We start from the raw sequence: 24811 nt of genomic DNA, 5'->3' as shown, positions 1-24811 counted from the left end.
CCCTGGGGCCGGCGCCTCACCAGCCCCTCCCGGCCGGCCCCGTGCCACACCCATCGGCCGCCCCGGCGCCCCCGCCGCACCCGCCCGCAAGGCTCGTCCGCCGTGTCAACGGCCTTGTGTGCCACCGCCGTACGACCACGGCACTACGGGCGTCCTACCCGGGTCGGATCTTCCGCCCATCCGGTGGGTGAACCCCCGAAACCGCACGTACCGTCGAATGCATGACGCATCTCGAGGCGGGTGCCCAGGTCGATGCCGTGCGCCCGGCCGCGGCCACCTCACCGGTGACCGGGCTGACACGCGCGGAAGTCGCCGACCGGGTGGCCCGCGGGCAGGTCAACGACGTGCCGGTGCGCAGCAGCCGGTCCCTGGCGGAGATCGTCCGCGCGAACGTCTTCACCCGGTTCAACGCGATCATCGGCGTGCTGTGGGTGATCATGCTGGCGGTCGCGCCCATCCAGGACAGCCTGTTCGGCTTCGTGATCCTCGCCAACACCGGTATCGGCATCGTCCAGGAGTGGCGGGCGAAGAAGACCCTCGACTCCCTCGCGCTGATCGGCGAGGTGCGGCCCACGGTGCGCAGGGACGGCGTGCCGGCCGCGATCGGCACCGCCGAGATCGTGCTGGACGACCTGATCGAGATCGGGCCGGGCGACAAGGTCGTCGTCGACGGCGTGTGCGTGGAGACGGACGGTCTGGAGATCGACGAGTCGCTGCTCACCGGCGAGGCCGATCCCGTGCCGAAGATGCCCGGCGACCAGGTCATGTCGGGCAGCTTCGTCGTCGCGGGCGGCGGCTCCTTCCAGGCGACCCGGGTGGGGCGCGAGGCCTACGCGGCGCAGCTCGCCGAGGAGGCGTCCCGTTTCACCCTGGTCCACTCCGAGCTGCGCTCCGGCATCTCCACCATCCTCAAGTACGTGACGTGGATGATGATCCCGACCGCGATCGGCCTGGTCATCAGCCAGTTGGTCGTCAAGGACAACGAGCTGAAGGACTCCGTGGCCCGCACGGTCGGCGGCATCGTCCCGATGGTCCCCGAGGGCCTGGTACTGCTCACCTCCATCGCCTTCGCCGTCGGCGTGATCCGGCTGGGCCGCAAGCAGTGCCTGGTGCAGGAGCTGCCCGCGATCGAGGGCCTGGCCCGCGTCGACACCGTGTGCCTGGACAAGACCGGCACGCTCACCGAGGGCGGCATGGACGTCACCGGGCTGCGGGTGCTCGGCGACGGCGACGAGCGGTACGTGCGCCGCGTGCTGGGCGCGCTCGGCGCGTCGGACCCGCGGCCCAACGCCTCCCTGCGGGCCGTCATCGACGCCTGCCCCCGCGACGACGACTGGCGCACCACCGGCACCCTGCCCTTCTCCTCCGCCCGCAAGTACAGCGGCGCGACGTTCGAGGAGGCGGCGGGCGAGGAGCCCGTCGGCTGGCTGCTCGGCGCGCCCGACGTGCTGCTGGACCCCGACGACCCGGCGCTGGCCGACACCGCGCGGATGAACGAGGAGGGCCTGCGGGTGCTGCTGCTGGCCCGCGCCCGGCCCGGTGTGGACATCGACGACCCGGCCGCCGCACGCGGCGTGCGTCCGGCCGCGCTGGTGGTGCTGGAGCAGCGGCTGCGTCCCGACGCCGCCGACACCCTGCGCTACTTCGCCGAGCAGGACGTCCGCGCCAAGGTCATCTCCGGCGACAACGCGGTGTCGGTCGGCGCGGTCGCGTCCAAGCTGGGCCTGTCCGGTACGACGGTGGACGCGCGCCGGCTGCCCGCCGACCGGGACGCCATGGCCGAGGCGCTGGACGCGGGCACGGTGTTCGGACGGGTCACCCCGCAGCAGAAGCGGAACATGGTGGGCGCGCTCCAGGCGAACGGCCACACGGTCGCGATGACCGGCGACGGCGTCAACGACGTGCTGGCGCTGAAGGACGCGGACATCGGCGTGGCGATGGGCTCCGGTTCGGAGGCCACGCGGGCGGTCGCGCAGATCGTGCTGCTGAACAACAGCTTCGCCACGCTGCCGTCGGTGGTGGCGGAGGGGCGGCGGGTGATCGGCAACATCACCCGCGTCGCCACGCTGTTCCTGGTGAAGACGGTGTACTCGGTGCTGCTTGCGGTGCTGGTGGTGTGCTCGCAGGTGGAGTACCCGTTCCTGCCGCGCCACCTGACCCTGCTGTCCACGCTCACCATCGGCGTCCCCGCCTTCTTCCTGGCCCTGGCCCCCAACAAGGAGCGGGCGCGGCCGAACTTCGTGCGCCGGGTCATGCGGTACGCGATCCCGGGCGGGGTGCTGGCGGCGCTGGCGACCTTCACGACGTACCTGATCGCCCGGAGTCACTACGGCGGCGAGGGCGAGTTGGCGGCGGAGACCAGCGCGGCGACACTGACGCTGTTCCTGATCTCCGTCTGGGTGCTGGCGATCATCGCCCGGCCCTACACGTGGTGGCGGGTGGCGCTGGTGGCGACGATGGCCGGGGGCTTCCTGCTGGTGCTGGTGGTGCCGTGGCTGCAGAAGTTCTTCGCGCTGAAGCTGGTCGGGATGACGATGCCGTGGATCGCGGTCGGCATCGCGGCGGGGGCGGCGGCGGTGCTGGAGCTCCTGTGGCGGTGGGGGGACCGCCGGATTCCGGCGTAACGCCGGCGCGGATTCGGGCGTAGCGCGGAGGCGGGCGTAGCGCGGAGGCGGGCGTAGCGCGGAGGCGGGCGTAGCGCGGAGGCGGCCGGGCGCGGACATGCGGTCGCGCGCGGGTCCCCGTGCCCCTCGGAGGGGCGTGGGGACCCGCGCGCGCAGCGGACCGGCCGGCCGCGGGCCGCTACTTCGGGTCGCGGGCGAACAGGGACCTGGACCAGAGGTGGCCGAGGGCGGCGAGGGCGACGCACCAGACGACGGCCAGCCACCCGTTGTGGCCGATCTCGCTGCCGAGCAGCAGCCCGCGCAGCGTCTCGATGGCCGGGGTGAACGGCTGGTACTCGGCGACCGGCCGGAACCAGCCCGGCATCTGCTCCACCGGAACGAACGCGCTGGACAGGAACGGCAGGATCATCAGCGGCATGGCGTTGTTGCTCGCCGCCTCCGCGTTCGGGCTGGACAGGCCCATGCCGACGGCGATCCAGGTGAGCGCCAGGGAGACGAGGACCAGCAGTCCCAGCGCCAGCAGCCACTCCAGGGCGGTGGCGTCCGTGGACCGGAACCCGATCGCCACCGCGACCGCCCCGACGAGCACCACGCTCATCACGCACTGCACCACGCTGCCGACGACGTGCCCGATGAGCACCGACCCGCGGTGGATCGCCATCGTCCGGAAGCGGGCGATGATGCCCTCGGTCATGTCGACGGAGACGGACACCGCGCTGCCGATGGTGGTGCCGCCGATGGTGAGCAGCAGGACACCGGGCACGAGGTAGGCGAGGTACGCGGACCGGTCGGCGTCGCCGCCGATGCCGGCGCTCATCACGTCACCGAAGATGTAGACGAAGAGCAGCAGCAGGACGACCGGGGTCAGCAGCAGGTTCAGCGTCATGGACGGGTAGCGGCGGGCGTGCAGCAGGTTGCGGCGCAGCATGGTGGACGAATCGCGCACGGCGAGGGACAGGGAGTTCATCGGACGGCCTCCTCGGGCTCGTGGGGCTGGGTGGCGGCGCCGGTCAGGGCGAAGAACACGTCGTCGAGGTCGGGGGTGTGCACGGTCAGCTCGTCCGCCTCGACGCCGGCGGAGTCCAGCAGGTCGAGCAGCGACCGCAGTTGGCGCTGGGTGCCGTCGCTGGGGATGTGCAGCGCCAGCGCCTCGTCGTCGGCCTCCGCGGTGACCTCGCGCAGCGCGCCGACGGCGGTCCGGTAGGCGGCCGGGGCGGTGAAGCGGAGCCGGACGTGCCCGCCGGGGACGATCCGCTTCAGTTCCTCCGCGGTGCCCTCGGCGGCGATCCGGCCGTCGTGGAGCACGGCGATGCGGTCGGCGAGCTGGTCGGCCTCCTCCAGGTACTGGGTGGTGAGGAAGACGGTGACGCCGCCGGCGACGAGTTCGCGGATGATCTGCCACATCGTGTGGCGGGAGCGCGGGTCGAGGCCGGTGGTCGGCTCGTCGAGGAAGATGATCCGCGGGCCGCCCACCAGGGTCATGGCGATGTCGAGGCGGCGCCTCATGCCGCCGGAGTAGCTCTGGGCGGGCTTCTTCGCCGCGTCGACCAGGTCGAACCGCTCCAGCAGCTCGGCGGTCACCCGCCGTCCCTCGCTCCGCGGCAGGTGGTGCAGGTCGGCCATCAGGAGCATGTTCTCCTCGCCGGTGATCAGCCCGTCGACGGCGGAGAACTGCCCGGTGACGCCGATCGCCGCGCGCACCGACTGCGCCTCGGTGGCGAGGTCGTGCCCGGCCACCTGGGCCTGCCCGCCGTCGGCGCCGATCAGCGTGGAGAGGATCTTCACGACGGTGGTCTTGCCGGCGCCGTTCGGTCCGAGCAGCGCGAACACGGACCCGGCCGGGATCCGCAGGTCGATGCCGTCGAGCACGGTCTTGTCGCCGTACGACTTGCGCAGGCCGACGGCGGACACGGCGGCCGGTGCCGGGCCGCCGCCGCCCCGTCCAGTCGTGGGCATGACAGTGGAAGGCATGGGATGCTCCGTTTCGGGGCTGAAGTGGGGTACGGGAGGGGGCCGTTCGCGGCGGTGGTGGTCAGGCGGTGGCGCGGCGGATGTCGATGTTGCCGTAGCGGGTACGGGCGTGGATCTTGACGGTGTCGCCGGTGCCGTCGTGGGGGGCGTGGGAGGGGGTGAGGGTGTTGCGGACCTGGCCGGAGCCGGAGTCGGCGTCGAGCCAGGCGGCGGTGCCTTCGCGGATGCCGATGTCGATGGCGCCGTGGGAGGTTTCCAGGCGGGCGGTGCCGCGGGCGAGGTCGGCGACGCGGAGGGTGCCGTGGGCGGTGGTGGCGGTGACGGAGTCCTCGGCGCGGGTGATGTCGATGTCTCCGTTGGCGCCGCTGACGTGCAGTTCGCCGGTGGCGGTGCCGACGGTGGTGGTGCCGTGGGAGTTCTTCAGGACGGCGGGGCCGTCGAGCCGGCCGGCGCGCAGGCTGCCGGAGCTGGTGGTGATCTCGGCGGGGCCGTGGACGTGCTGGACGCTGATGGAGCCGTGGGAGGCGGTGAGCTTCAGCGGGCCGGTGGCATCGAGGCGGACGTCGCCGGCGGAGGTCTTGACGTGGACCTCGCCGAGGCGGCCTTCGCCGAACACCTGGGTCCAGGCGCCGGTGATGTCGGCGTCGGAGCCGGTGGGCAGGGCGACGGCGATGTCGACGGTGCCGGTGCGGCCGAACAGGCCGGGCTTGGGCGTGCGGACGGTCAGGACGCCGTTCGCGCAGGTGATGTGGGTCTGGTCGGCGGTGCGGACGTCCAGTTCCTTCTTCGGGTCACGCGGGCGCACCTCCACGACGGTGTCGCGGCGGTCGCCCGCGGTGAACTGCACGGAACCGGCGTCCACATGGACCGTGGCGGAGAGGGGTGCGGGCGTGTCGAACGTGGGCATGGCTGGTCCGTCCTCGTGGGTCGTCGGGCCGTCCCCGGGCCGGGGACGTGAGGTGCGTGCTGGTGGCGCCGGTTGTGCCGGTTGTGCTGGTGGCGCCGGTGGTGCGGGCGGGCCGGTGCGGGGTCGGCGCTCCCGGCCGGTCGTCAGGCTCCGCGCGCCGCTGTCTGCGGCCACCACGCGTTCGCGGCGGTGACTGCCGACCTGCGGCGCGAGGTCGATGACGCCATCATGGCACCACTGTGGCGCCACACGCAAGCCGCAATGACACTGCACGTGGCACCGACGCCACCGGACCATCGCACTCCGGCTCCCGACCTGCGGAAACACGGCACGCCAAGCAGCCGCAGACACTCGCCTCCCCACCGAAGTCACCCACGCCACGACACACACAAGCGCCGGGTGGCACCATGTGATGCCACCCGGCGCCAATCGGTGCCAAGTGAGGGTGAGGGCCGCCGGATCGGCGGCGACCGCTCCCCGTGGTCCCGGTCCGTCAGTCGAACCAGCGGTCCCGTGCCAGTTCCTCGGTCCGCGACGGGTCCTCCAGCAGCGCCGCGACCTCGAAGCGCCGCGGCCACTGACCGGCCGCCCAGGCCAGCCCGGCGGCCACCCCCTCCAGCGTGGCCGCGTGCAGCACACCGTCGTCGGTGAGCCGCCAGTCGATCTCCACGCCGTCCACGACGAGTTCCTCGTGCTCCACGTACGACGCCGGAGTACGCGCCCCGAGCAGCACCCGCACCGGCTCCGGCACCTCGTGCTCCGTGCCCTCGGAGTGCACCTCACCGGTGACGGACTCGCTCAGCCGCCGCACCTGGAACAGTTCCGCCAGCTCCGCGGCGCGCGACGGCCGCACCGGCAGCAGCGCCACACCGCCGGTGAACGGCAGCAGGTCCGGCGAGTCCACGACCACCGCGTCGGCCGCGTCCACCACCTCCACCCGGCCGTCCACGACCGCGCGCAGCTCGTCCGGCAGGGTCACCTGCTCGGGGTCCAGCTCGGCCAGCGCGCCGTACAGGGCGTGCAGTTGGGCGGCGGTGACGGGGCGGTCGGGGTCGGCGAGGCGGTCCAGCAGCTCGGCCGCGCCGCCGGGCTCGTCGAGGAGGGCCGCCACCGAGGTGCGTACGCCCAGGGCCCGCAGCACCTGCTCGTCCTCGAACCCGGTCGCGTCGGCCTCGTCGTACAGGCCGCGCAGCAGCGGGTCCCCGCCGGCCGCGCGCAGTCCGGCCGGGCGGCGCCCGCCGAGCACCGGGTGCCCGCGCAGCCACCAGGCGGTGTACGGCCGTACGACCTCGTGGGTGCCGTCGTGCAGCAGGATGCGCACGGGCTGGACGAGCGCGTCGCGCAGCGGCGGCCGGGACAGCAGGGCGAGGGCCTGCGGCCACCGGTCGTCGTCCACCAGGTCCAGGTCCCGCACGGCGACGATCTCGGTGGCGACCGGCGGCACCGGGCTGTCCGGGAAGCGGTCCAGGATGTCCTCGCTCCACACGTCCACCGCGTCCAGCAGGCCCGCGTCGTCCGGCTCGGCGAAGTCGCCCTCCCGGGGCTCCAGTTCGTCCGGGTCGAGGACCACGTCCGTGGCGCGGATCAGTGCGAAGTCCACCAGCACCCCGCAGGCGGCCAGCGGCTGTTCGCCCCACCGCTCGGCCAGCTCGGCGTCCACGGCGGCGAGTTCGCCCTCCCGCATGACCCGGGCGAACGGTCCTCCCGGGAAGACGAGTTCGCAGGCGGGCGACAGCTCACCGTCCTCGTCGGGCAGGGCGAGGGCGCCCAGCCACGGCTCGTCACCGGCTTCGAGTCCGGCGTCGCGCACCAGGCCCAGCACGGTGTCGGCGAGTTCCTCCGCGTCCGGGGCGTCCTCCTCCCAGTTCATCCCGCCCTCGTCGTCGAGCGAGGCGGCCACGGCGGCACGCACCTGCGGGGTGGTGAGGACGGCGCGCGGGGTCGCGGGGAGGGCGCCGAGCTTCTCCAGGATCGGGTGGGCGGCGTCCGGGTGGGCGACCTTGAGGCCCAGCCGGGCGAGCAGCTCGGCGTCGAGGGACGCCGAGTCGGGGGTGGGCAGCAGCACCTGGCGGGGACCGATGGTGGTCCGGCCGTCGGCCAGCGGCACCGGCAGCCCGGACAGCCGGTCCGGGTCCACGCCGGCGAGGCTGTCGTACAGCCGCCGCCACCAGTCGGGGGACTTCTCCAGCCCGGCCAGCCGGTCGATCGCATCGGTGAGCGGGACCCGGGCGACGCCCAGCGTGCGCAGTTCGACGCGGCGTTCCAGACCGGCGGGCAGCAGCGTGGGAAGGACCTCGGCCAGCACCCGCACGGTGTCCGCGCCCGCCCCCTCGACCACCTCGGCGTCGCGGGGACGCAGGGACTCGGGCAGCTCCTCGTCGCCGTCCTGTTCGCGCCGTTCGGCCGCGGGCGGCAGGAAGGAGGTGCGGGGCAGCCGTTCGAGGATCGCCTGCCGCAGGGCCCCGTCCAGCTCGCCCTTGCCGAGCGGGCCCGGCACGAGGCCGATGATTCCGGCGGTCACCGGGCGCCAGTCGGCGAGCAGTTCGGCGTAGGCGTCGGCGGCGCGCTGCACCAGGAAGTCGGTGAGCGGGCCGGGCGCGGCGTGCCGGCGGGTGGAGTCCAGCGGGAGGGAGGCGATGAGCAGGGCGGGGACGCCGAGGGGTTCGTCGCTGGGGGTGGGGGCGTGCACCACGGGGCTGGTGCGGGGGCGGGCGGGCGTGCCGTCGGCGTCCACCGGGACGGCCCAGGTGACCGACCAGTGCGGCCGCAGCCGCTCCTCGACCGGCCGGTCGGCGAGCAGGTCGGGAGTGAGCGGCCCGTGCGCGGCGGCGGTACGCCAACGGGTCGTCCCCTCACGGGAGTCCTCGACGACGATCAGAGCGCCCTCGGTACGGCGGCCCAGGGTGCGGGGCGCCGCGTCGCCGATCTCGACCACGACCTCGTCGAGGCCGGGCAGCGCCAGCAGCAGCGCGTCGTCGACGGCGTTCAGCAGCCGCTCGGCGAGGTCGGCGGCGGCGGCGTCGCGCAACGGCAGGATCACGGCCGTGTCGTAGGGGCCGGGAGCGGTGCCCTCGGCGGCGAACGGAAGCCGCAGCAGCGGCACGTGCCCGTCACGGCGGCGGATCTCGTCACCGAGGCCGGGGCTGTGCCGGGCGGTGTCACCGGCGAGCTCGCGGGCCTCGGCGAGCGACCAGCGCACGCCGCCGTGCCGTCCGACGACGGCGGGCTCGTCGGTGACGGAGAGGACGGCCGCGAACCCGACACCGAACCGGCCCACCGCCCGCTGCGACTCGTCCCGCTTGGCGGAGGCGCGCAGCGTCGACAGCGACTCGACGCCGGCCGCGTCCAGCGGTGCCCCGGTGTTGGCGGCGACCAGGACGCCGTCGCGCAGGGTGAGCCGCAGCCGCCCCGGGACGCCGGCGCGGGCGGCGGCGTCGGCCGCGTTCTGCGCGAGTTCGACGACGAGACGGTCCCGGTACCCGCCGAGGACCAGGTCCTCCTCGGCGTTGGCGTCCTCACGGAAGCGGGCGGGGCTGGTGGCCCAGGCGTCCAGCACACCGCGCCGCAGACGTGCCGTGGCGAACGGGTCGGCACCCTCGGCGGCGGGCCGCACGAACTTGCTCACGTTGACTCTCCTCATCGGCCCTCGTCGGCGTGAGACCGAAGGTACCGCTCCATCGGAACCGTCCGCGCACCGTCTCGCGCGAGGGCTCCTCACCGGGACGGCCGGCACGCCGGTGTGCGCCCCGCCGTTCCTGCGCCCACCCCGTACGCGCGGGCGCAGGAACGGCGGGGGCCCACCCGTACGCGCGGGCGCAGGAACGGCGAGGGAAAGCGGGACAAGGGCGGGAAGTTGTACCGCGCGCCAGGACGGGCGTGGGGCGGCACCGCGATCGACGGGAGAGCCGGGGCACGCTCGGTCCGCGGCGGGCCGAGCGCCTTGCCGGAAGAGCTGGGGCACACTCAGACCGCGGCGGGCCGAGCGCCCTGCCCGGAGAGCCGGGGCACACTCGATCCCCGGCAGGCCGAGCGCCCTGCCGGTGCCGGGAAGGCCGGCGGCGCGCCCAGACCACCGCACGCCGAGCGCCCTGCCCGGAGAGCCAGGCACGCACCCAGACCACCGCGGGCCGAGCGCCCTGCCCGGAGAGCCGGGGCGGGCTCAGTCCGTGGCGGGTCGGGTGCGGCGGGCGTAGGCGCGGGCGGCGCGGGCGCGGTCGCCGCAGCGGGTGGAGCACCAGTGGCGGCGGCCGTGACGCAGCAGGTAGCGGTTGCAGGGGGCGGAGCCGCAGGCGGTGAGGCGTTCGGCAGCGGGTGAGGTGAGCAGGTCGGCGGCGTCGGCGGCGAGGGTCGCCAGGGCGTGGTCGACGATCGCGCTGGTCGGGTGCGGAGTCGCCCGGTAGGGGCCCGTCTTCGCGTCCCACTGGAGCAGCGGAGCCGTGGGGACGCGGGTCATCGCGTCGTTGACGGCCGCGAGGGCGGCGGGCAGCGCGGGCAGCCCTTCGGCGCGGGAGGCGAACAGCGACCTGATCTGCTCGCGCAGCGAACGCAGTTGGCTCGCGCACATCTCCCGCATGCCGGCGTCGACCGGCGCGAGCCCGCGTTCCGTCAGCCAGTGGTTCGCCCGCGCCGGAGTCCCCAGGAGATCGGCCGTGTGCCCGCCGGGCAGCGCGACCGCGCTGTTGACGAGGGCGAGCGAGAGGTGGTCCGCCTCGCCCTGGGCAGGCGGCAGTGCGGGTTCTTCCATCAGGGCCTCCTTCACGATTCTCATGGTAAGGCTTGCCCTTATCCATGAGGAACACCTACAGTCATCTCACGGTTAATCCACACCCATCCGTGAGGTGAATCTCCCGTGCCGTCTTCCTCCGCGTCTTCCGCGTCTTCCGCCTCTTCCGCGTCTTCGGCGTCTTCGGCGTCTTCGGCGTCTCCCGAATCCTCCTCCGCGCCCACCCCCTTCCCGGTCCGCACCCTCGGCGGCCCCACCGTCCTCCTCGAGTACGGCGGCCTGCGCTTCCTGACCGACCCGACCTTCGACGGCCCCGGCGACTACCCGTCGGCCGGCCCGACCCTGACCAAGACCGCCCCCGCCGACGCCTCCCCCGCCGACCTCGGCCCCGTGGACGTCGTCCTGCTCTCGCACGACGAGCACGCCGACAACCTCGACACCTCCGGCCGCGCGCTGCTGGCCGACGTCCCGCTGACCCTCACCACCCCGGGCGGCGGAGAGCGCCTCGGCGGTAAGGCCAAGGGGCTGGCCGACTGGGAGTCCGTCGAGCTGGACCGCCCCGGCGGCGGCACCGTGACCGTCACCGGCGTGCCCGCGGTCCACGGCCCCGGTCCGCGCGAGAAGGTGGAGCCGTTCACCGGCCAGGTCGTCGGTTTCGTCCTCACCGGCGAAGGCCTGCCCACGGTCTACGTCAGCGGCGACAACGCCTCGCTGGACGCGGTGAAGGAGATCGCCGAGCGCTTCGCGCCGGTGGACACCGCCGTCCTCTTCGCCGGCGCCCCGCGCTTCCCCGTCCTCTTCGGCGGTGAACCGCTCGTCCTGGACAGCGCCCAGGCCGCCGAGGCCGCCCGCATCCTGGGCGCCCGCCGCGTCGTCCCCGCCCACCACGACAGCTGGGCCCACTTCACCGAGGGCCGCGACGAGCTGCTGGCCGCCTTCACCGCCGCCGGCCTGGCCGACCGCCTCGACCCCGACTGGACCCGGCGCGCCTGAACCGCACGACCGACACGGCACACGGGCCCAGGAGGCGTACGGAACGCAGCCACGGACCGCCGGCCGCGAACCGGCGGACCGGCGGACCGGCGGACCGGCGAAGAGCGCGCCACGGCCCGAGCGCACCGTCAGCAACCCTCCGGCGCCCGGCTCAGCCTAGGGTCTGTCGTTTGGATCAGGTCGGCTGGGAGACGCAGCGCTTCTCAGCCCACCCGAGCGGGGCGTGGTGCGTGCAGCTGCAAGGCGGAGGAGGGCGGCGACGCGGAGCGTCGACAACCGACGACAACGCTGCAGATGTGCGTGCCACGCCCCGCGAAACCGACATGATCCAAACGACAGGCCCTAGGAGTGCCCCAGCTCCGCCGACGACTCGTCCTCCGTCACCGGGACCGAGCCGGAGTCCGGGGAGGGACGCAGCGGGAACGGGTCGACGCGGGTCTCGTCGATGACCGGCGGCGCCGGCTGCGGGGGCTTCGGCATGACCGCGGCCTCGGAGTGGCCGCCGCAGCCGTAGGCCAGGGAGACCACATGGCCGTCGGCCGGGGAGAACTCGTTGGCGCACACTCCGAACGCCTGGCCCAGCGAGCCGCCGATGGGGGTGAGGAAACCGCACGAGACGCAGGACGCGGGGGCCGCCTGCGCCATCGGGGTCTTCGCGCCGAACGCCTCCTCCCAGCGGTCTGCGGCCGAGTGCAGGCCGTAGCGGGACAGGACGCGGGCGCGGCGCATGCCGAGTTCCTCGGCGACCGCCGCGATCGAACCACGGGTCGGCGCCACCGCCAGATGCGCCGGGGTGCCCCCGGTGACCTCGGCGTCCTCCGCCTCCACCAGCTCGGCCATGTCCTGGGACACCGCGGAGTTCGGCGGCGGTTCCTCCTCGCCGGAGAAGCCCGGCTCCAGGCGCAGGTCCTCCGCGTCGGTCGGCAGCAGGTCGCCGGGACCCATGTCGCCGGGCCGCAGCCGCTCGCTCCACGGCACCCACTCCGGCGCGAGCACCGCGTCGGGTCCGGGCAGCAGCACCGCCTCGTCGATCGTGACGATCTTGGCACGGGAGGCACGGGCGACGGTGACGGCCCAGCGCCAGCCGCGGTAGCCGGCCTCGCGGCAGGCGAAGAAGTGGGTGACGACGCGGTCTCCCTCGGAGACCAGCCCCTCGTACTCCCCCACCACCCCGGGCGCGGCGACCTCCTCGGCTGCGGCGCGGGCGAGGTCGACGGCCTCGGCGCACAGACGGTCGGGGGTGCGGCTTCGCGTTGTCGCTGCGCTCACAGGTATCGCTTCTCTCCTACGCCGTCTCACGATGCGCCACTCCCAGCGCGGGGGGCGGACGGAGCGGACCGGAGGACCGCGTCGACGTCCGCGCCACGCCGCAACGTGCTCGGGCGCGCCTCCATCCATTCTGCGGGATGGCTGAGATACGCACGCTACCTTCTCGCGTGCCCTGGGCCTACACCGACGGTTGTTCTGGGGTGCCGCGCGCCGGTTTCCGGCGACCGGCCGGCCCGGGCGTTGCGCCGTACAGCGGGACCCCGGCGGCGTCCCCGGCGATACGGCACTACCCACCGCCATCTCGGGGCACTATGACGTCGTGGCTACCGCGAGGACACCCCAGGGCGCCACCGGGACCGGTGGGCCCAAAGGAGTCAAGGGCAGCGGCCGACGCGTCCGGACGGGCCGGACCGGCGGCCGCCTTCGTGCGTTCGGGCGGGCGCTGCACTTCCCGGTGAGCGGAACCGCGCGGGGCATCCGCCGGGCCACCCACGCGCACGGCGCCGGCGAGTCCGGGCTCGGCAAGCTGATCGAGCTGCACGGCGTGAACGGCGCCGGCGACGTCATGATCACGGTCGCGCTGGCGTCCACCGTGTTCTTCTCGGTGCCCACGGACGAGGCCCGCGGCCGCGTCGCCCTCTACCTCGCCATCACCATGGCCCCGTTCACGCTCCTCGCCCCGGTCGTCGGCCCGCTCCTGGACCGCCTCCCGCACGGCCGCCGCGCCGCCATGGCGGGCGCGATGCTCGCCCGGGCGCTGCTGGCGCTGGTGCTGTCCGGCGCGGTCGTCACCGGCGGGATCGAGCTGTATCCGGCGGCGCTGGGCGTGCTGGTGTCGTCGAAGGCGTACGGGGTGGTGCGCAGCGCGGTCGTGCCGCGGCTGCTGCCGCCCGCCTTCTCCCTGGTGAAGGCCAACTCGCGGGTGACGCTGGGCGGGCTGCTCGCGACCGGGATCGCGGCGCCCATCGGTGCGGGGCTCCAGCAGATCGGGCCGCGCTGGCCGCTGTACGGGGCGTTCGTGATCTTCGTGGCGGGCATGTTCCTGTCCTTCCGGCTGCCGCCGAAGGTGGACTCCGCCAAGGGTGAGGACGTGGCCCTGCTCGCCGCCGACGAGCAGCATCTGCACGGCCCGCACCGCAGACCGCTGAAGCGTCCGGGGCTGCGCACGGTCGGTCCGGCCGTCACCCACGCGCTCGGCGCCAACGCCGCCATCCGCTGCCTCACCGGCTTCCTCATCTTCTTCCTGGCGTTCCTGCTGCGCGAGCACCCGATGACCGGTCAGAGCGCCGCGGTGTCCCTGGGGATCGTGGGTGTGGCGGCCGGCGCGGGCAACGCGCTCGGCACGGCGGTCGGGGCGTGGCTGAGGTCGCGCGCACCGGAGGTCATCATCGTGACGGTGGTGGCCTGTGTGCTGGGCGCGGCGGTCCTGGCGGCGCTGTTCTTCGGCGCGGTGCTGGTGGCGTGTCTGGCCGCGGTCGCCGGGTTCGCGCAGGCGCTGGCCAAGCTGTCGCTGGACGCGCTGATCCAGCGGGACGTGCCCGAGCTGGTCCGTACGTCGGCGTTCGCGCGGTCCGAGACGCTGCTGCAGATGTCGTGGGTGCTGGGCGGCGCGATCGGCATCGCGATGCCGCTGATCGGCACGCTGGGGCTGGCGGCGGGCGCGGCGATCGTCGCCACGGGCTGGCTGACCACTCTGAGGGGCCTGATCCGTTCGGCGCGGCACGGCAACGCCGGGCGGGCGCGAGTGGCGTAACGCTCCGGCCACGCCGTACCCCCACGTGGGGAGCGCGACGGGGGCGCCCGATAGCCTTCGCCTCATGACCACGTTGCAATCCGCTGTGCGACGCCGCCGCGCCGTCGCCGCCGCCGGCGCCGTATCCGCCGGACTGCTCGTCCTGGCCGCCTGTGACAAGCCGACGCCGATGGCCACCATCACCGTGGGCAGTGACACGGTGAGCTCCGAGGCCACCTGCGGCGGCGAGGGCGAGGCCCTCAAGGCCGCCGACCTCAACGCGTGCCTGAAGGACAAGGGCATCGACGAGATCTCGGTCGACCCCGACGCGACCGTGCGCTTCGGCGTCGACCCGGAGGTCGCCGACAAGGGCTGGACCATCCTGATGAACGGTCAGCCGCTGACCGACTCCAGCACCAAGACCTACCGCACCATCCCGGGCAGCGTGTTCTTCAACGCCCAGTACGGCGCCCAGGGCGACTCGACCCTGGTGTCGATCAAGGAGGGCGAGGAGGACACCACGGGTCTGTGGTCCTTCCGGCTGAAGAAGGACGCCTGACACGTCGTCCGTCCGTGTTCTCGTGGCCACCGCGGTCCCCGTCGAGCGGGACGCGGTGGCCCGGGCGTTCCCGGGGCCGGTGCGGGAGACCGTCCGGCCCTCGGTGACCGTGCACGAGGTGACCGGCGGGCCCGACCTGCTGGCCGCCGGTGTCGGTCCGGCGCTCGCCGCCGCCTCCACGGCCGGCGCGCTCACCGCCGCCGCCCTCGACGGCCGGCCCTATGGCCTGGTCGTCTCCGCCGGCATCGCCGGTGGTTTCCCGCCGCACGCGCCGCTCGGCTCCCTCGTCGTCGCCGACGAGATCACCGCAGCCGACCTGGGCGCGGAGACGGCCGACGGTTTCCTGCCGGTCACCGACCTCGGCTTCGGCACCGTCACCCACCGTCCGCCCGCCGCCCTGGTCCGGGCGGCCGCCGCCGCGGCCGACGCGCTCACCGGGACCGTGCTCACCGTGTCGACGGTGACCGGGACCGCCGCGCGCGCCGCCGAGCTGCGCGGGCGCCACCCGCGTGCGCTCGCCGAGGCCATGGAGGGCTTCGGGGTGGCCGAGGCCGCCGCCGCGCACGGCGTGCCCGTGCTGGAGGTGCGGGCGGTGTCGAACCCCGTCGGCCCGCGCGACCGCGCCGCCTGGCGCATCGGCGACGCCCTGGACGCCCTCACCGAGGGGTTCGGGAAGCTCGCGCCCGTCCTGGAGAGTTGGAAGCAGCATGACCGCCATGACCAGTGAGCCGCCGCAGGTGCGGATCGCCTACTCGCCCTGCCCGAACGACACCTTCGTCTTCGACGCCCTCGCCCACGGCCGCGTGCCGGGCGCGCCCGCCGTCGACGTGACCTTCGCCGACATCGACATCACCAACGGCATGGCCGAGCGCGGCGAGCTCGACGTGCTGAAGGTGTCGTACGCGGTGCTGCCGTACGTCCTCGACCAGTACGCGCTGCTGCCCTGCGGGGGTGCGCTGGGGCGGGGCTGCGGGCCGCTGGTGCTGACCCGGGAGGAAGGGCTGGACCTGGCCGGGCGCACGGTCGCCGTGCCGAGCGAGCGGTCGACGGCGTACCTGCTGTTCCGGCTGTGGGCGGCGGATGTCGTCGGAACCCGGAGGGGCGGGCCCGCAGGGCCTTCCGTTGAGGGCGGTGGTGGGCGACGGGCGGGAGGCGTCGGGGAGATCGTGGTGATGCCGTTCCACGAGATCATGCCGGCCGTGCGGGACGGGAAGGTCGACGCGGGGCTCGTCATCCACGAGGCGCGCTTCACCTACCACACCTACGGGCTGCACAAGCTCGCCGACATGGGTGAGCACTGGGAGCGGACCACGGGGCTGCCGATCCCGCTGGGAGCGATCATCGCCAGGCGGTCGCTGGGCGAGGCGGCGCTGACCCGGCTCGCCGACTCGATCCGCGCGTCCGTCCGGGCCGCGTGGGACGACCCGGAGGCGTCGCGGCCGTACGTCATGGAGCACGCCCAGGAGATGGACCCGGCCGTCGCCGACCAGCACATCGGGCTGTACGTCAACGAGTTCACCGCCGACCTGGGCGAGGACGGCTACGCGGCCGTGCGGGGCCTGCTGACGCGCGCGGCGGCCGAAGGGCTGGTGCCGCCCCTCGGCCCGGATGCGCTGCGGTTCCCCTGAGAACGGGAGATTCCTACACGTCCAGCTGGTCGGCGACCGCGCGGAGCAGGCCGGCGATCTTCTTGCCGGCCGCGCGGTCCGGGTAGCGGCCCCGCTCCAGCTGCGGCGTGATGTTCTCCAGCAGCGTCGTCAGGTCCTGGACGATGGAGGCCAGCTCGTCGGGCTTCTTGCGCTGGGCGGCGGCGACCGACGGGGTCGGGTCCAGGATCGTCAGGGAGAGGGCCTGGTCACCGCGCTGCCCGGCGACCACACCGAACTCGACGCGCTGGCCCGGCTTGAGGGCCTCGACTCCGGCGGGGAGGACCGAGGAATGCACGAAGACGTCGCCGCCGTCGTCACGGGAGAGAAAGCCGAAGCCCTTCTCGCTGTTGAACCACTTGACCTTGCCGGTAGGCACGTCTGTCCTCGTCCTCGTACTCGTCGGGAAAACTGCTTCTGAAAACGGCTCTTGATAGCACTCGGGCGGGCCTGACGACCCGCCGGTACCAAGGCTAATGGTCTTCAGGCCGGTGACAAGACGTCACCGGCTTGTTCCTTCGCGTCGGGAACTACCCTGGTCCGGTGCGTGACAAAACCCAAGCGAATTCCAGCGCGCCCGGTGACGGCCTGGTCCGTGCCGGTGCCCTCGTCTTCTTCGTCGGCGCCGTGGCCACACTGGTCACGGTGGCCCCGTTGTTCCTGGGAACGACGCCCTTTCCGACGTACATGTTCGGCTTGAGCATGCTCATGGCCGTCGGATTCCTGATGGCCGGTGCGGGCGTCATGCGTTCCGTCGCGGCCGGACGGCGCCGGGCGCGCGCCGGTCAGTTGCCGGAGCGGTAGTCCCGTCGGTCCGTGCGATTGTCCGTGCGGTAGTCCGAAAACCATCGCGGGAATTCGGTCAGGTCGGTGAGGACGACGTCCGCGCCGGCCGTGCGCAGTTCCGTCTCGTCGCACGGCCCGGTGGCGACGGCGACCGACAGCGCGCCGGCGGTCCGCGCGCCGCGCACGTCGCCCACGTGGTCGCCGACGTAGACGGACGCGCCGTGCTCGCGCAGCGCCAGCGCCTTCTGCTCGGCCCACAGGTCGCCGATCACGGCGTCCGGCTCGATGCCCAGGTGCGCCAGGTGCAGCTTGGCGTTGGGCTCGTACTTGGCGGTGACGACGATCGCCCGCCCGCCCGCCTCCCGGACCGCGGCTATCGCCTCACGGGCGCCGGGCAGGGCGGGCGTGGCGGTGATGGCGTACGACGGGTACATCGCCCGGTACAGGTCCGCCGTCTCCTCGATCCGCGCGGCCGGGAACCAGTGGGCCAGCTCGTCCACCAGCGGCGGCCCGAGCCGGGTGACCGCGAGATCGGCGTCGATGTACGTTCCCGTCCGCTCCGAGAGTGCCTGGTAGCAGGCGCGGATGCCGGGCCGGGAGTCGATGAGGGTCATGTCGAGGTCGAAGCCGACGGTGGGCTGGGGCGCGGTCGTGGAGGCCATATGGGCCATTGTGCCCAGACACCGGGGCGGGCAGACGGGCGACTCCGGGCGGCTGCGGGCGGCCTGGCGGACAGGCCCGCAGCTCGGGGCATCGCGGTCGGGTGCGTGCCGTCCGGTCGTCCGGGCCGGGCTCGGCTGCGGTGCGGGCCCTCCGGTCGTCCGGGCGTCAGGGCTGGGCTCGGGGCGGTACGGGCCGTGCGGCCGTCAGGGCCCGGGGCGGGGTGCGGGCCGTGCGGTCGTCCGATCGTCCGATCGTCCGGTCGTCCGAGCCGGGCGCGGTGCGGGCCGTCCGGTCGTCAGGGCCCGGGGCGGGGTGTGTGCCGTCCGGTCGTCCGGGCCGGGCTCGGCTGCGGTGCGGGCCGTCCGGTCGTCCGGGCCGGGCTCGGCTGCGGTGCGGGCCCTCCGGTCGTCCGGGCCGGGCTCGGCTGCGGTGCGGGCCCTCCGGTCGTCCGAGCCGGGCTCGGCTGCGGTGCGAGCCGTCCGGTCGTCGGGGCCGGGTGCGGGCGGTGCGGGCCGTCCGGTCGTCCGGGCCGGGCTCGGGGCGGTGCGGGCCGCCCCGGCGTCTGGGTCCGGGGCGAGGTGGTGCGGGCCGTGGGGTCGGCGAGGCCCAGGGGCGGGGGCGTTCGGTTGTCCGAGTCGGGCGGGTCATCCGCGGCGCTGGGAGCGCCAGACGAGGAACAGGGCCGTGGCCACGGCCGCCGTCCGGATCACCCAGGGCCAGGTCTCGGAGATCGCCGCGTTCATGTGGCCCTCGGCGATGGGGTCGCCCCAGCGTCCCCGGGTCCTGCCCCACAGCCAGACGACGCCGCCGGCCAGCGACAGGCCGGGAAGGATGACCACCGCCCACTTGATCTCGGCCTGGGTCAGCCGGCGGGAGGCGTAGGCGATGAGCCAGCCGAGGACCAGGGCGCGCCAGTCGCCGATCACCGCTCCGGCGACCAGCAGCGCGGCGGCGAGCAGGAGCAGCGGGTTGCTCCAGCGGCCGGACGGCAGGCGCACCAGGCGCGGGAAGCGGCGGCGGGCGGCGGGCTCGTCCTCCGGCGCGGGGGCGGGCGCGGCGTCGGCGGCCGGTTCCGGGGGCGTGTCGTCGTCCCGGGTCCGTGGAGCCTTGAGCAGTTCCGGGATCTCCACGCCGCCCACGAAACCCGGCACCTCGTCGCCGACGCCGAACGGGCTGTCGTCCACCCGCCACCAGTCGGGCTGGGTGGCGCTGTCACCGAGTTCGTCCGTGCCGGCCCGGTGCGGCGGGGACGGCGCGTCGGCGGTGGCGGGGACAGGGGCGGGCGCGGGGTCCGGGGTGTCGGCCGGGCGGGGCCGGGGGACGGCGCGCCGCAGGACGCCCTTGGGCCGGCCGGCCCGGGCGGCGGGACGCTCGGGCTCGCGCTGCTCCGGGACGGCGGCGGGCGGCTCGGGAGCGCTCGCCGGGGTGCCGGAGGCGTCCTCGGCGGCCGCGACGACCTCGGTCGGCGTGCCGATCCGGGAGATGATGCGGCGGACGGCGCCGGGCGAGTCGACCACGGCCCTGGCCCGCCGCCGGTCGATCTCGTCACGCAGTTCGGCGACCAGCCGCATGCGCGCCGCCGACGGCAGCTGCCGCTGCTGCGCCACGTCGCCGACGCGGCTCAGATACTCGTAGACGACCTGGTCACTCTCGATTCCCACGAAGTCCCCTCCGGGGCGGATGCGTTGGGGCACCGTCGCCCGACGGTACCGCGAGTCCGGCCGGCCGGCCCAACTCCCGGCACGCCACCGACGTGCCCACCCGCTACCGTGAGGCGGATGAGCACCGAGGAGAAGCCCGCGGCGGCCCCCCGATCCCTCGCTGAGGCACTCCGGGGGCGGGACGACGTGTCCCTGGCCGCGCTCCTGCGCAGCCGCCCGGATCTCATCACGCCCGTCCCCACCGACCTGACCCAGCTCGCCACCCGGGCCGGCACCCGCGCCTCGGTCGTCCGGGCGCTGGAGCGGCTGGACCGGTTCGCGGTGCAGACGGCGCAGGCGCTGGCGGTGGCCGCGGACCCGGCGACGTACACGGAACTGCTCGGGCTGCTGGCCGGCGACGACGGCGACCCGGCGGTCTCCGCCGCGCTGCCGCACGCCCTGGCCACCCTGCGCGAGCAGGCGCTCGTGTGGGGCGACGACACCCGGCTGCGGCTGGTGCGCACGGCCCGCGAGCTGCTGTCGCCGTCGCCGCAGCACCCGTCCCCGACCGGCCTCGGCCCGACCGTGCGGGAGGCGGCCGCCGGGATGTCGCCGGGACGGATCCAGGAGATCGTGTCGGCGGCGGGGCTGCCGTCCACGCACGACGCGGTGTCCGCCGTGGCCGCCCTGACCGAGCTGTTCAACGACCCGGCGCGGATGTCCGCCCTGCTCGACCGGGCGCCGGCCGAGTCGCTCGAGGTGCTGGAGCGGCTGGTGTGGGGCCCGCCGTACGGGCAGGTCACCGCCGATCCCGCGCCCCGGCTGCGCTGGCTGCTCGACCGGGGACTGCTGCTGCCGACCGCGCCGGGCACGGTCGTGCTGCCGCGCGAGGTGGCGCTCCGGCTGCGCGGCGGGCGGGCGCACCGGTCGCCGGAACCGGTGCCGCCGCCCGTGGAGGCCGCCGCCGCGCACCGTCCGCAGGTGGTGGACGCGACGGCGGCCGGGCAGGCGTACACGGCGCTGGCGACCGTCGAGGAGCTGCTGAAGGACTGGCACGAGGGAGGTCCGGCGGTGCTGCGGGCCGGCGGGCTGAGCGTGCGGGACCTGAAGCGGACCGCCGTCGCGCTGGACGTGCCCGAGCCGGTGGCCGCGTTCTGGGTGGAACTGGCCTACGCGGCCGGGCTGCTGGCCTCCGACGGGGAGGCCGAGGAGCGGTACGCGGCGACCCCCGCGTACGACGAGTGGCGCGAGCAGCCGCCCGCGCAGCGGTGGGCGCGGCTGGCGTCGGCCTGGCTGGCGGCGACCCGGACGGCGGGGCTGGTCGGCGGGCGGGACGCGAAGGACCGCACGCTGTCGGCGCTGGGCCCGGGACTGGACCGCTCGGCGGCGCCGGAGGTACGGCACCGGGTGCTGACGCTGCTGGCCGGGCTGCCGGAGGGAGCCGCGCCGGTGACCGAGTCGGTCCTGGCCCGCCTGAGCTGGGAACGCCCGCCGCGCGGCGGGCGGGGCGGCGCGGGGCCCGGCACGGCCGGTGGCTCGGCGGCGGAGGGCGGACGCGGGGCGTCGGCGGCTGCGGGCGACGGCGGGCGCGGGACTGTGGGCGGTGTGCGGGCCGGGGACGGTGAGGAGGACCTGCGGTCGCGGCTGGCCCGGTGGGCGCTGTCCGAGGCGGAGATGCTGGGCGTCACCGGGCGCGGCGCGCTCTCCGCGCACGGGCGGGCCCTGATCGGCGCGCCCGCGCCCCGGAAACCCGAAGCGGAAACGGAGCCCGAGGGTCCGGGCGACAAGCTGCCCGTGCACCACCGCCCCACCCCGCCCCCGGCCCCCCTCTCCCCCGCCGACCGGGCCACCGCCGCCGCGACCGCCGCCCGGCTGCTCGCGCCGCTGCTGCCCGAGCCCTTGGACCACGTGCTCCTCCAGGCCGACCTGACGGCGGTCGCGCCGGGCCCGCTGGAGCGGCCGCTCGCCGACATGCTGAGCGTCCTCGCCGACGTGGAGTCCAAGGGCGGCGCGACCGTCTACCGGTTCACGCCCGGCTCCGTGCGCCGCGCCCTCGACGCCGGACAGACCGCCGCCGACCTGCACGCCTTCCTCGCCGCGCACTCCCGTACGCCGGTGCCGCAGCCGCTCGCGTACCTCATCGACGACGTGGCCCGGCGGCACGGGCACCTGCGGGTGGGCGCCGCCTCGGCGTACGTCCGCTGCGACGACGACGCGGTGCTCAACGAGATCCTCGCCGACAAGCGCGCCGCCGGCCTGGGCCTGCGCCGGCTCGCGCCGACCGTGCTGGCCGCGCAGGCCGGTCCGGCGGGCCTGCTGGAAGGGCTGCGCGCGATGGGGTTCGCGCCGGCCGCCGAGTCGGCCGAGGGCGACGTCCTGATCGCCCGCGCCGACGCCCACCGCACCCCGCCGCGCAGCGCGCCCGAGCCGGTCCCGGACGGGCCGCCGGTCCCTGACGACACCCTGCTCACGGCGGCGATCCGGGCCATCCGCGCCGGGGACCTCGCCTCCACCGCCCCGCGCAAACCGGGCGCCGGGGACGGGCCGGACCGCGGCGAACTGCCCCGCACCACGTCCGCCGAGACCCTCGCCACCGTGCAGGCCGCCGTCCTCACCGGCGCGTCGCTGTGGATCGGCTACGTCAACGCCGAGGGCGCGGCGAGCCAGCGCGTCATCGCCCCGGTCCGCGTCGAGGGCGGCTTCGTCACGGCGTACGACCACACTGCCGACGAGGTGCGTACGTATCCGCTCCACAGGATCACGGGCGTCGCGGAGCTGTCGGACGACGAGAGCTGACTCCTTCGGGTGTACGACGGGCTTCATGCACGCCACGCCGGGAGCTTCCACCTGATGAGCGAGCCTGCGGGCCGCCGCGCATCGGGCGGCCGGCGCGGGGGCAGCCACTGGGTGTCCTGAACGGGCCCGGAGACCACCGGGGACCGTTCGCGCACCACAGAGAGGAAGTCTTCATGCGTGCCGTTCGTCGTGTCGCCGCCGTCCTGACCTCCACGGTCGCCCTGCTCGGAGCGTTCGCCGCCGAGGCCGCCGCGGTCGGGATCGACCTCGGCGGGGGCCTGACCCTCTGACCCTCCGATCCCGGGATCTCCCGATCCTCTGACGCGTCTCGCGTCTCGCGTCTCGCGTCACGGGTCACGGGTCACGGGTCACGCGTCCAGCGTTCCGCATCCAGCGTTTCGCGTTTCTCGTGCTCTCTTGCGTTCGTCCGTTTCTCGCGTTTCTCTCCGTTTCTCGCGGGCCGGTCCCTGTCCCCGGGACCGGCCCGCCCCCGTCGACCGGAAGGTGCACCATGCGTTCCCTGTCCCGGGCCGTCGTCGGCTGTCTCACCGCCGTCGCGCTCGTCACGGTTCTCGCTCCCGCCGCCACCGCACTGCCGCTGCCGGTCCCGGTCGCCGGCGTGGAGCCGCTCCTCACCGAGGGGGTGATCGTCGAAGGGCCGCTGGTGAACAACCTCACGCTGCCCTCGCTGAAGTAGCCGGGTCCGTTCGGGACACCTGCGGTGAGCGATCAGGCAAACTGGACGTTTGGCCGTGCAGTGCTCGTGCAGTGCCCGTGCCGCGTCCGTCGCCGAGCCGCAGAAAGGCAGCCGCGCGTGAATGGTCCGCTCATCGTCCAGTCCGACAAGACCCTGCTCCTGGAGGTCGACCACGAGCAGGCCGACGACTGCCGTCGGGTCATCGCGCCGTTCGCCGAACTGGAGCGGGCCCCGGAGCACATCCACACCTACCGGGTGACCCCGCTGGGCCTGTGGAACGCGCGCGCGGCCGGGCACGACGCCGAGCAGGTCGTCGACGCGCTGGTGCAGTACAGCCGCTACCCGGTGCCGCACGCGCTGCTCGTGGACATCGCCGACACCATGGACCGCTACGGCCGGCTCAGCCTGGTCAAGCACCCGGCGCACGGCCTCGTGCTGACCACGACCGACCGGCCCGTCCTGGAGGAGGTGCTGCGCTCCAAGCGGATCACGCCGCTGGTCGGCGCCCGCATCGACCCGGACACGGTCGTCGTGCACCCCTCGGAGCGCGGCCAGATCAAGCAGGTGCTGCTGAAGCTGGGCTGGCCGGCCGAGGACCTCGCCGGGTACGTGGACGGCGAGGCGCACGCCATCGAGCTGCGCGAGGACGGGTGGGCGCTGCGGCCGTACCAGAAGCAGGCCGTGGAGAACTTCTGGCACGGCGGCTCCGGCGTGGTCGTGCTGCCCTGCGGCGCCGGCAAGACGCTGGTCGGCGCCGGGGCCATGGCGCAGGCCAAGTCGACCACGCTCATCCTCGTCACCAACACCGTCTCGGCCCGGCAGTGGAAGCACGAGCTGGTGAAGCGGACCTCGCTGACCGAGGACGAGATCGGCGAGTACAGCGGGACGCGGAAGGAGATCCGGCCCGTCACCATCGCCACGTACCAGGTGCTGACCACCCGGCGGAAGGGCGTCTACCCGCACCTGGAGCTGTTCGACTCCCGGGACTGGGGCCTGATCCTCTACGACGAGGTGCACCTGCTGCCCGCGCCCGTCTTCAAGTTCACGGCGGACCTCCAGGCCCGGCGGCGGCTCGGGCTGACGGCGACGCTGGTGCGGGAGGACGGCCGCGAGTCGGACGTGTTCTCGCTGATCGGGCCGAAGCGGTTCGACGCGCCCTGGAAGGAGATCGAGGCGCAGGGCTACATCGCCCCGGCCGACTGCGTGGAGGTGCGGGTCAGCCTCACCGACTCCGAGCGGCTGGCGTACGCGACCGCGGAGCAGGAGGAGAAGTACCGCTACTGCTCGACGACGGCGACCAAGCAGAAGGTGACCGAGGCGATCGTCCGGCGGTTCGCCGGGCAGCAGATCCTCGTCATCGGGCAGTACATCGACCAGCTGGACGAGCTGGGCGAGCACCTGAACGCGCCGGTGATCAAGGGCGAGACGTCGAACGCGCAGCGGGAGAAGCTGTTCGACGCGTTCCGTGAGGGGGAGATCAGCGTCCTGGTGGTGTCCAAGGTCGCGAACTTCTCGATCGACCTGCCGGAGGCGACGGTCGCCATCCAGGTGTCGGGCACCTTCGGGTCGCGGCAGGAGGAGGCGCAGCGGCTCGGCCGGGTGCTGCGGCCCAAGGCGGACGGGCACCAGGCGCACTTCTACTCCGTGGTCGCCCGGGACACCATCGACCAGGACTTCGCGGCCCACCGCCAGCGGTTCCTGGCGGAGCAGGGGTACGCGTACCGGATCATGGACGCGGACGAACTGCTCACCGAGAGCTGAGCGAAGGCGCGCCGCCCGTCACGCGGCCGGCAGCGTGCGCGCTG

19 protein-coding genes are annotated in these 24811 nt (G+C 74.4%); 10 read left to right on the top strand and 9 right to left on the bottom strand.

The window, feature by feature from the left end:
- Window positions 1-221 precede the first annotated feature (221 nt).
- Entirely contained in the window at window positions 222-2624 is a 2403-nt protein-coding gene (locus tag FGW31_RS19225; protein WP_142194675.1) for an HAD-IC family P-type ATPase, read from the top strand.
- Between the two features lie 178 nt (window positions 2625-2802).
- On the opposite strand, the gene FGW31_RS19220 is transcribed toward FGW31_RS19225, so the two are convergent.
- The 5 genes from FGW31_RS19220 to FGW31_RS19200 form a co-directional block, all read right to left on the bottom strand.
- On the bottom strand, window positions 2803-3591 hold the full coding sequence (locus tag FGW31_RS19220; RefSeq protein WP_142194674.1) for an ABC transporter permease: 789 nt from the start codon (window positions 3589-3591) through the stop codon (window positions 2803-2805).
- The gene (locus FGW31_RS19215) at window positions 3588-4595 is read right to left on the bottom strand and encodes an ATP-binding cassette domain-containing protein (protein ID WP_233288599.1); all 1008 of its coding nucleotides are present in this window, start codon (window positions 4593-4595) and stop codon (window positions 3588-3590) included. Before FGW31_RS19215 ends, FGW31_RS19220 begins: the two co-directional genes overlap by 4 nt.
- 61 nt (window positions 4596-4656) lie before the next feature.
- A complete protein-coding gene (locus FGW31_RS19210) occupies window positions 4657-5502 on the bottom strand; it encodes a DUF4097 family beta strand repeat-containing protein (protein ID WP_142194673.1) in 846 nt (281 codons plus the stop codon).
- Between the two features lie 493 nt (window positions 5503-5995).
- On the bottom strand, window positions 5996-9127 hold the full coding sequence (locus FGW31_RS19205) for a sacsin N-terminal ATP-binding-like domain-containing protein (RefSeq protein WP_142194672.1): 3132 nt from the start codon (window positions 9125-9127) through the stop codon (window positions 5996-5998).
- 534 nt (window positions 9128-9661) lie between these two features.
- Entirely contained in the window at window positions 9662-10246 is a 585-nt protein-coding gene (locus FGW31_RS19200; protein ID WP_373303370.1) for an ABATE domain-containing protein, read from the bottom strand.
- 105 nt (window positions 10247-10351) lie between these two features.
- Between FGW31_RS19200 and FGW31_RS19195 the strand changes: the two genes are divergently transcribed.
- On the top strand, window positions 10352-11218 hold the full coding sequence (locus FGW31_RS19195) for an MBL fold metallo-hydrolase (protein ID WP_233288600.1): 867 nt from the start codon (window positions 10352-10354) through the stop codon (window positions 11216-11218).
- A 342-nt stretch (window positions 11219-11560) separates the two neighbouring features.
- Here the strand turns inward: FGW31_RS19195 and FGW31_RS19185 are convergent, their stop codons facing one another.
- Window positions 11561-12487: a DUF3027 domain-containing protein gene (locus tag FGW31_RS19185; protein ID WP_142194669.1), complete on the bottom strand. Its 927-nt coding sequence runs from the start codon at window positions 12485-12487 to the stop codon at window positions 11561-11563.
- Window positions 12488-12806: 319 nt separating this feature from the next.
- Between FGW31_RS19185 and FGW31_RS19180 the strand changes: the two genes are divergently transcribed.
- From FGW31_RS19180 to FGW31_RS19165, 4 genes are all read left to right on the top strand, one after another.
- Window positions 12807-14240: an MFS transporter gene (locus tag FGW31_RS19180; protein WP_142194668.1), complete on the top strand. Its 1434-nt coding sequence runs from the start codon at window positions 12807-12809 to the stop codon at window positions 14238-14240.
- A 64-nt stretch (window positions 14241-14304) separates the two neighbouring features.
- Window positions 14305-14778, top strand: a complete 474-nt coding sequence (locus FGW31_RS19175) for a DUF2771 domain-containing protein (RefSeq protein WP_202431555.1) — start codon at window positions 14305-14307, stop codon at window positions 14776-14778.
- Window positions 14779-14800: 22 nt separating this feature from the next.
- The gene (locus FGW31_RS19170) at window positions 14801-15505 is read left to right on the top strand and encodes a futalosine hydrolase (protein WP_142194667.1); all 705 of its coding nucleotides are present in this window, start codon (window positions 14801-14803) and stop codon (window positions 15503-15505) included.
- Window positions 15495-16406 (top strand): 1,4-dihydroxy-6-naphthoate synthase, encoded by a 912-nt coding sequence (locus FGW31_RS19165; protein ID WP_182675114.1) that lies wholly within the window; start codon window positions 15495-15497, stop codon window positions 16404-16406. Before FGW31_RS19170 ends, FGW31_RS19165 begins: the two co-directional genes overlap by 11 nt.
- A 13-nt stretch (window positions 16407-16419) precedes the next feature.
- On the opposite strand, the gene FGW31_RS36100 is transcribed toward FGW31_RS19165, so the two are convergent.
- Entirely contained in the window at window positions 16420-16803 is a 384-nt protein-coding gene (locus tag FGW31_RS36100) for a cold-shock protein (protein WP_142194665.1), read from the bottom strand.
- A 164-nt stretch (window positions 16804-16967) separates the two neighbouring features.
- Between FGW31_RS36100 and FGW31_RS19155 the strand changes: the two genes are divergently transcribed.
- Window positions 16968-17228 carry a hypothetical protein gene (locus FGW31_RS19155; protein ID WP_142194664.1) on the top strand — a complete coding sequence of 87 codons (261 nt, stop codon included), beginning with the start codon at window positions 16968-16970 and terminating at the stop codon, window positions 17226-17228.
- Here the strand turns inward: FGW31_RS19155 and FGW31_RS19150 are convergent.
- Both FGW31_RS19150 and FGW31_RS19145 read right to left on the bottom strand, forming a co-directional pair.
- Entirely contained in the window at window positions 17210-17872 is a 663-nt protein-coding gene (locus tag FGW31_RS19150; protein WP_142194663.1) for an HAD family hydrolase, read from the bottom strand. The genes FGW31_RS19155 and FGW31_RS19150 overlap by 19 nt on opposite strands.
- A 645-nt stretch (window positions 17873-18517) precedes the next feature.
- A complete protein-coding gene (locus FGW31_RS19145; protein WP_142194662.1) occupies window positions 18518-19534 on the bottom strand; it encodes a hypothetical protein in 1017 nt (338 codons plus the stop codon).
- Window positions 19535-19651: 117 nt separating this feature from the next.
- Here FGW31_RS19145 and FGW31_RS19140 point away from each other — a divergent pair, with 117 nt between their 5' ends.
- The 3 genes from FGW31_RS19140 to FGW31_RS19125 all read left to right on the top strand — a co-directional run bounded on the left by FGW31_RS19140 (window position 19652) and on the right by FGW31_RS19125 (window position 24767).
- Window positions 19652-22309: a helicase C-terminal domain-containing protein gene (locus FGW31_RS19140; protein WP_142194661.1), complete on the top strand. Its 2658-nt coding sequence runs from the start codon at window positions 19652-19654 to the stop codon at window positions 22307-22309.
- A 511-nt stretch (window positions 22310-22820) separates the two neighbouring features.
- Entirely contained in the window at window positions 22821-23006 is a 186-nt protein-coding gene (locus FGW31_RS19130; protein ID WP_142194659.1) for a hypothetical protein, read from the top strand.
- A 117-nt stretch (window positions 23007-23123) separates the two neighbouring features.
- Window positions 23124-24767 carry a DNA repair helicase XPB gene (locus tag FGW31_RS19125; RefSeq protein WP_142194658.1) on the top strand — a complete coding sequence of 548 codons (1644 nt, stop codon included), beginning with the start codon at window positions 23124-23126 and terminating at the stop codon, window positions 24765-24767.
- The last annotated feature ends 44 nt before the right edge of the window (window positions 24768-24811 follow it).

Source organism: Streptomyces calvus, assembly GCF_006782915.1.
Taxonomy (GTDB): Bacteria; Actinomycetota; Actinomycetes; order Streptomycetales; family Streptomycetaceae; genus Streptomyces; species Streptomyces calvus.
This window is presented reverse-complemented; position numbering and strand designations above follow the sequence as displayed.

What these genes read in the sequence shown, in the direction of transcription:
- FGW31_RS19225 (WP_142194675.1), top strand. Translation starts at nt 222, where the DNA reads ATGACGCATCTCGAGGCGGGTGCCCAGGTCGATGCCGTGCGCCCGGCC.
- FGW31_RS19220 (WP_142194674.1), bottom strand. Translation starts at nt 3,591, where the DNA reads ATGAACTCCCTGTCCCTCGCCGTGCGCGATTCGTCCACCATGCTGCGC.
- FGW31_RS19215 (WP_233288599.1), bottom strand. Translation starts at nt 4,595, where the DNA reads ATGCCTTCCACTGTCATGCCCACGACTGGACGGGGCGGCGGCGGCCCG.
- FGW31_RS19210 (WP_142194673.1), bottom strand. Translation starts at nt 5,502, where the DNA reads ATGCCCACGTTCGACACGCCCGCACCCCTCTCCGCCACGGTCCATGTG.
- FGW31_RS19200 (WP_373303370.1), bottom strand. Translation starts at nt 10,246, where the DNA reads ATGGAAGAACCCGCACTGCCGCCTGCCCAGGGCGAGGCGGACCACCTC.
- FGW31_RS19175 (WP_202431555.1), top strand. Translation starts at nt 14,305, where the DNA reads ATGACCACGTTGCAATCCGCTGTGCGACGCCGCCGCGCCGTCGCCGCC.
- FGW31_RS19165 (WP_182675114.1), top strand. Translation starts at nt 15,495, where the DNA reads ATGACCAGTGAGCCGCCGCAGGTGCGGATCGCCTACTCGCCCTGCCCG.
- FGW31_RS19150 (WP_142194663.1), bottom strand. Translation starts at nt 17,872, where the DNA reads ATGGCCTCCACGACCGCGCCCCAGCCCACCGTCGGCTTCGACCTCGAC.
- FGW31_RS19140 (WP_142194661.1), top strand. Translation starts at nt 19,652, where the DNA reads ATGAGCACCGAGGAGAAGCCCGCGGCGGCCCCCCGATCCCTCGCTGAG.
- FGW31_RS19130 (WP_142194659.1), top strand. Translation starts at nt 22,821, where the DNA reads ATGCGTTCCCTGTCCCGGGCCGTCGTCGGCTGTCTCACCGCCGTCGCG.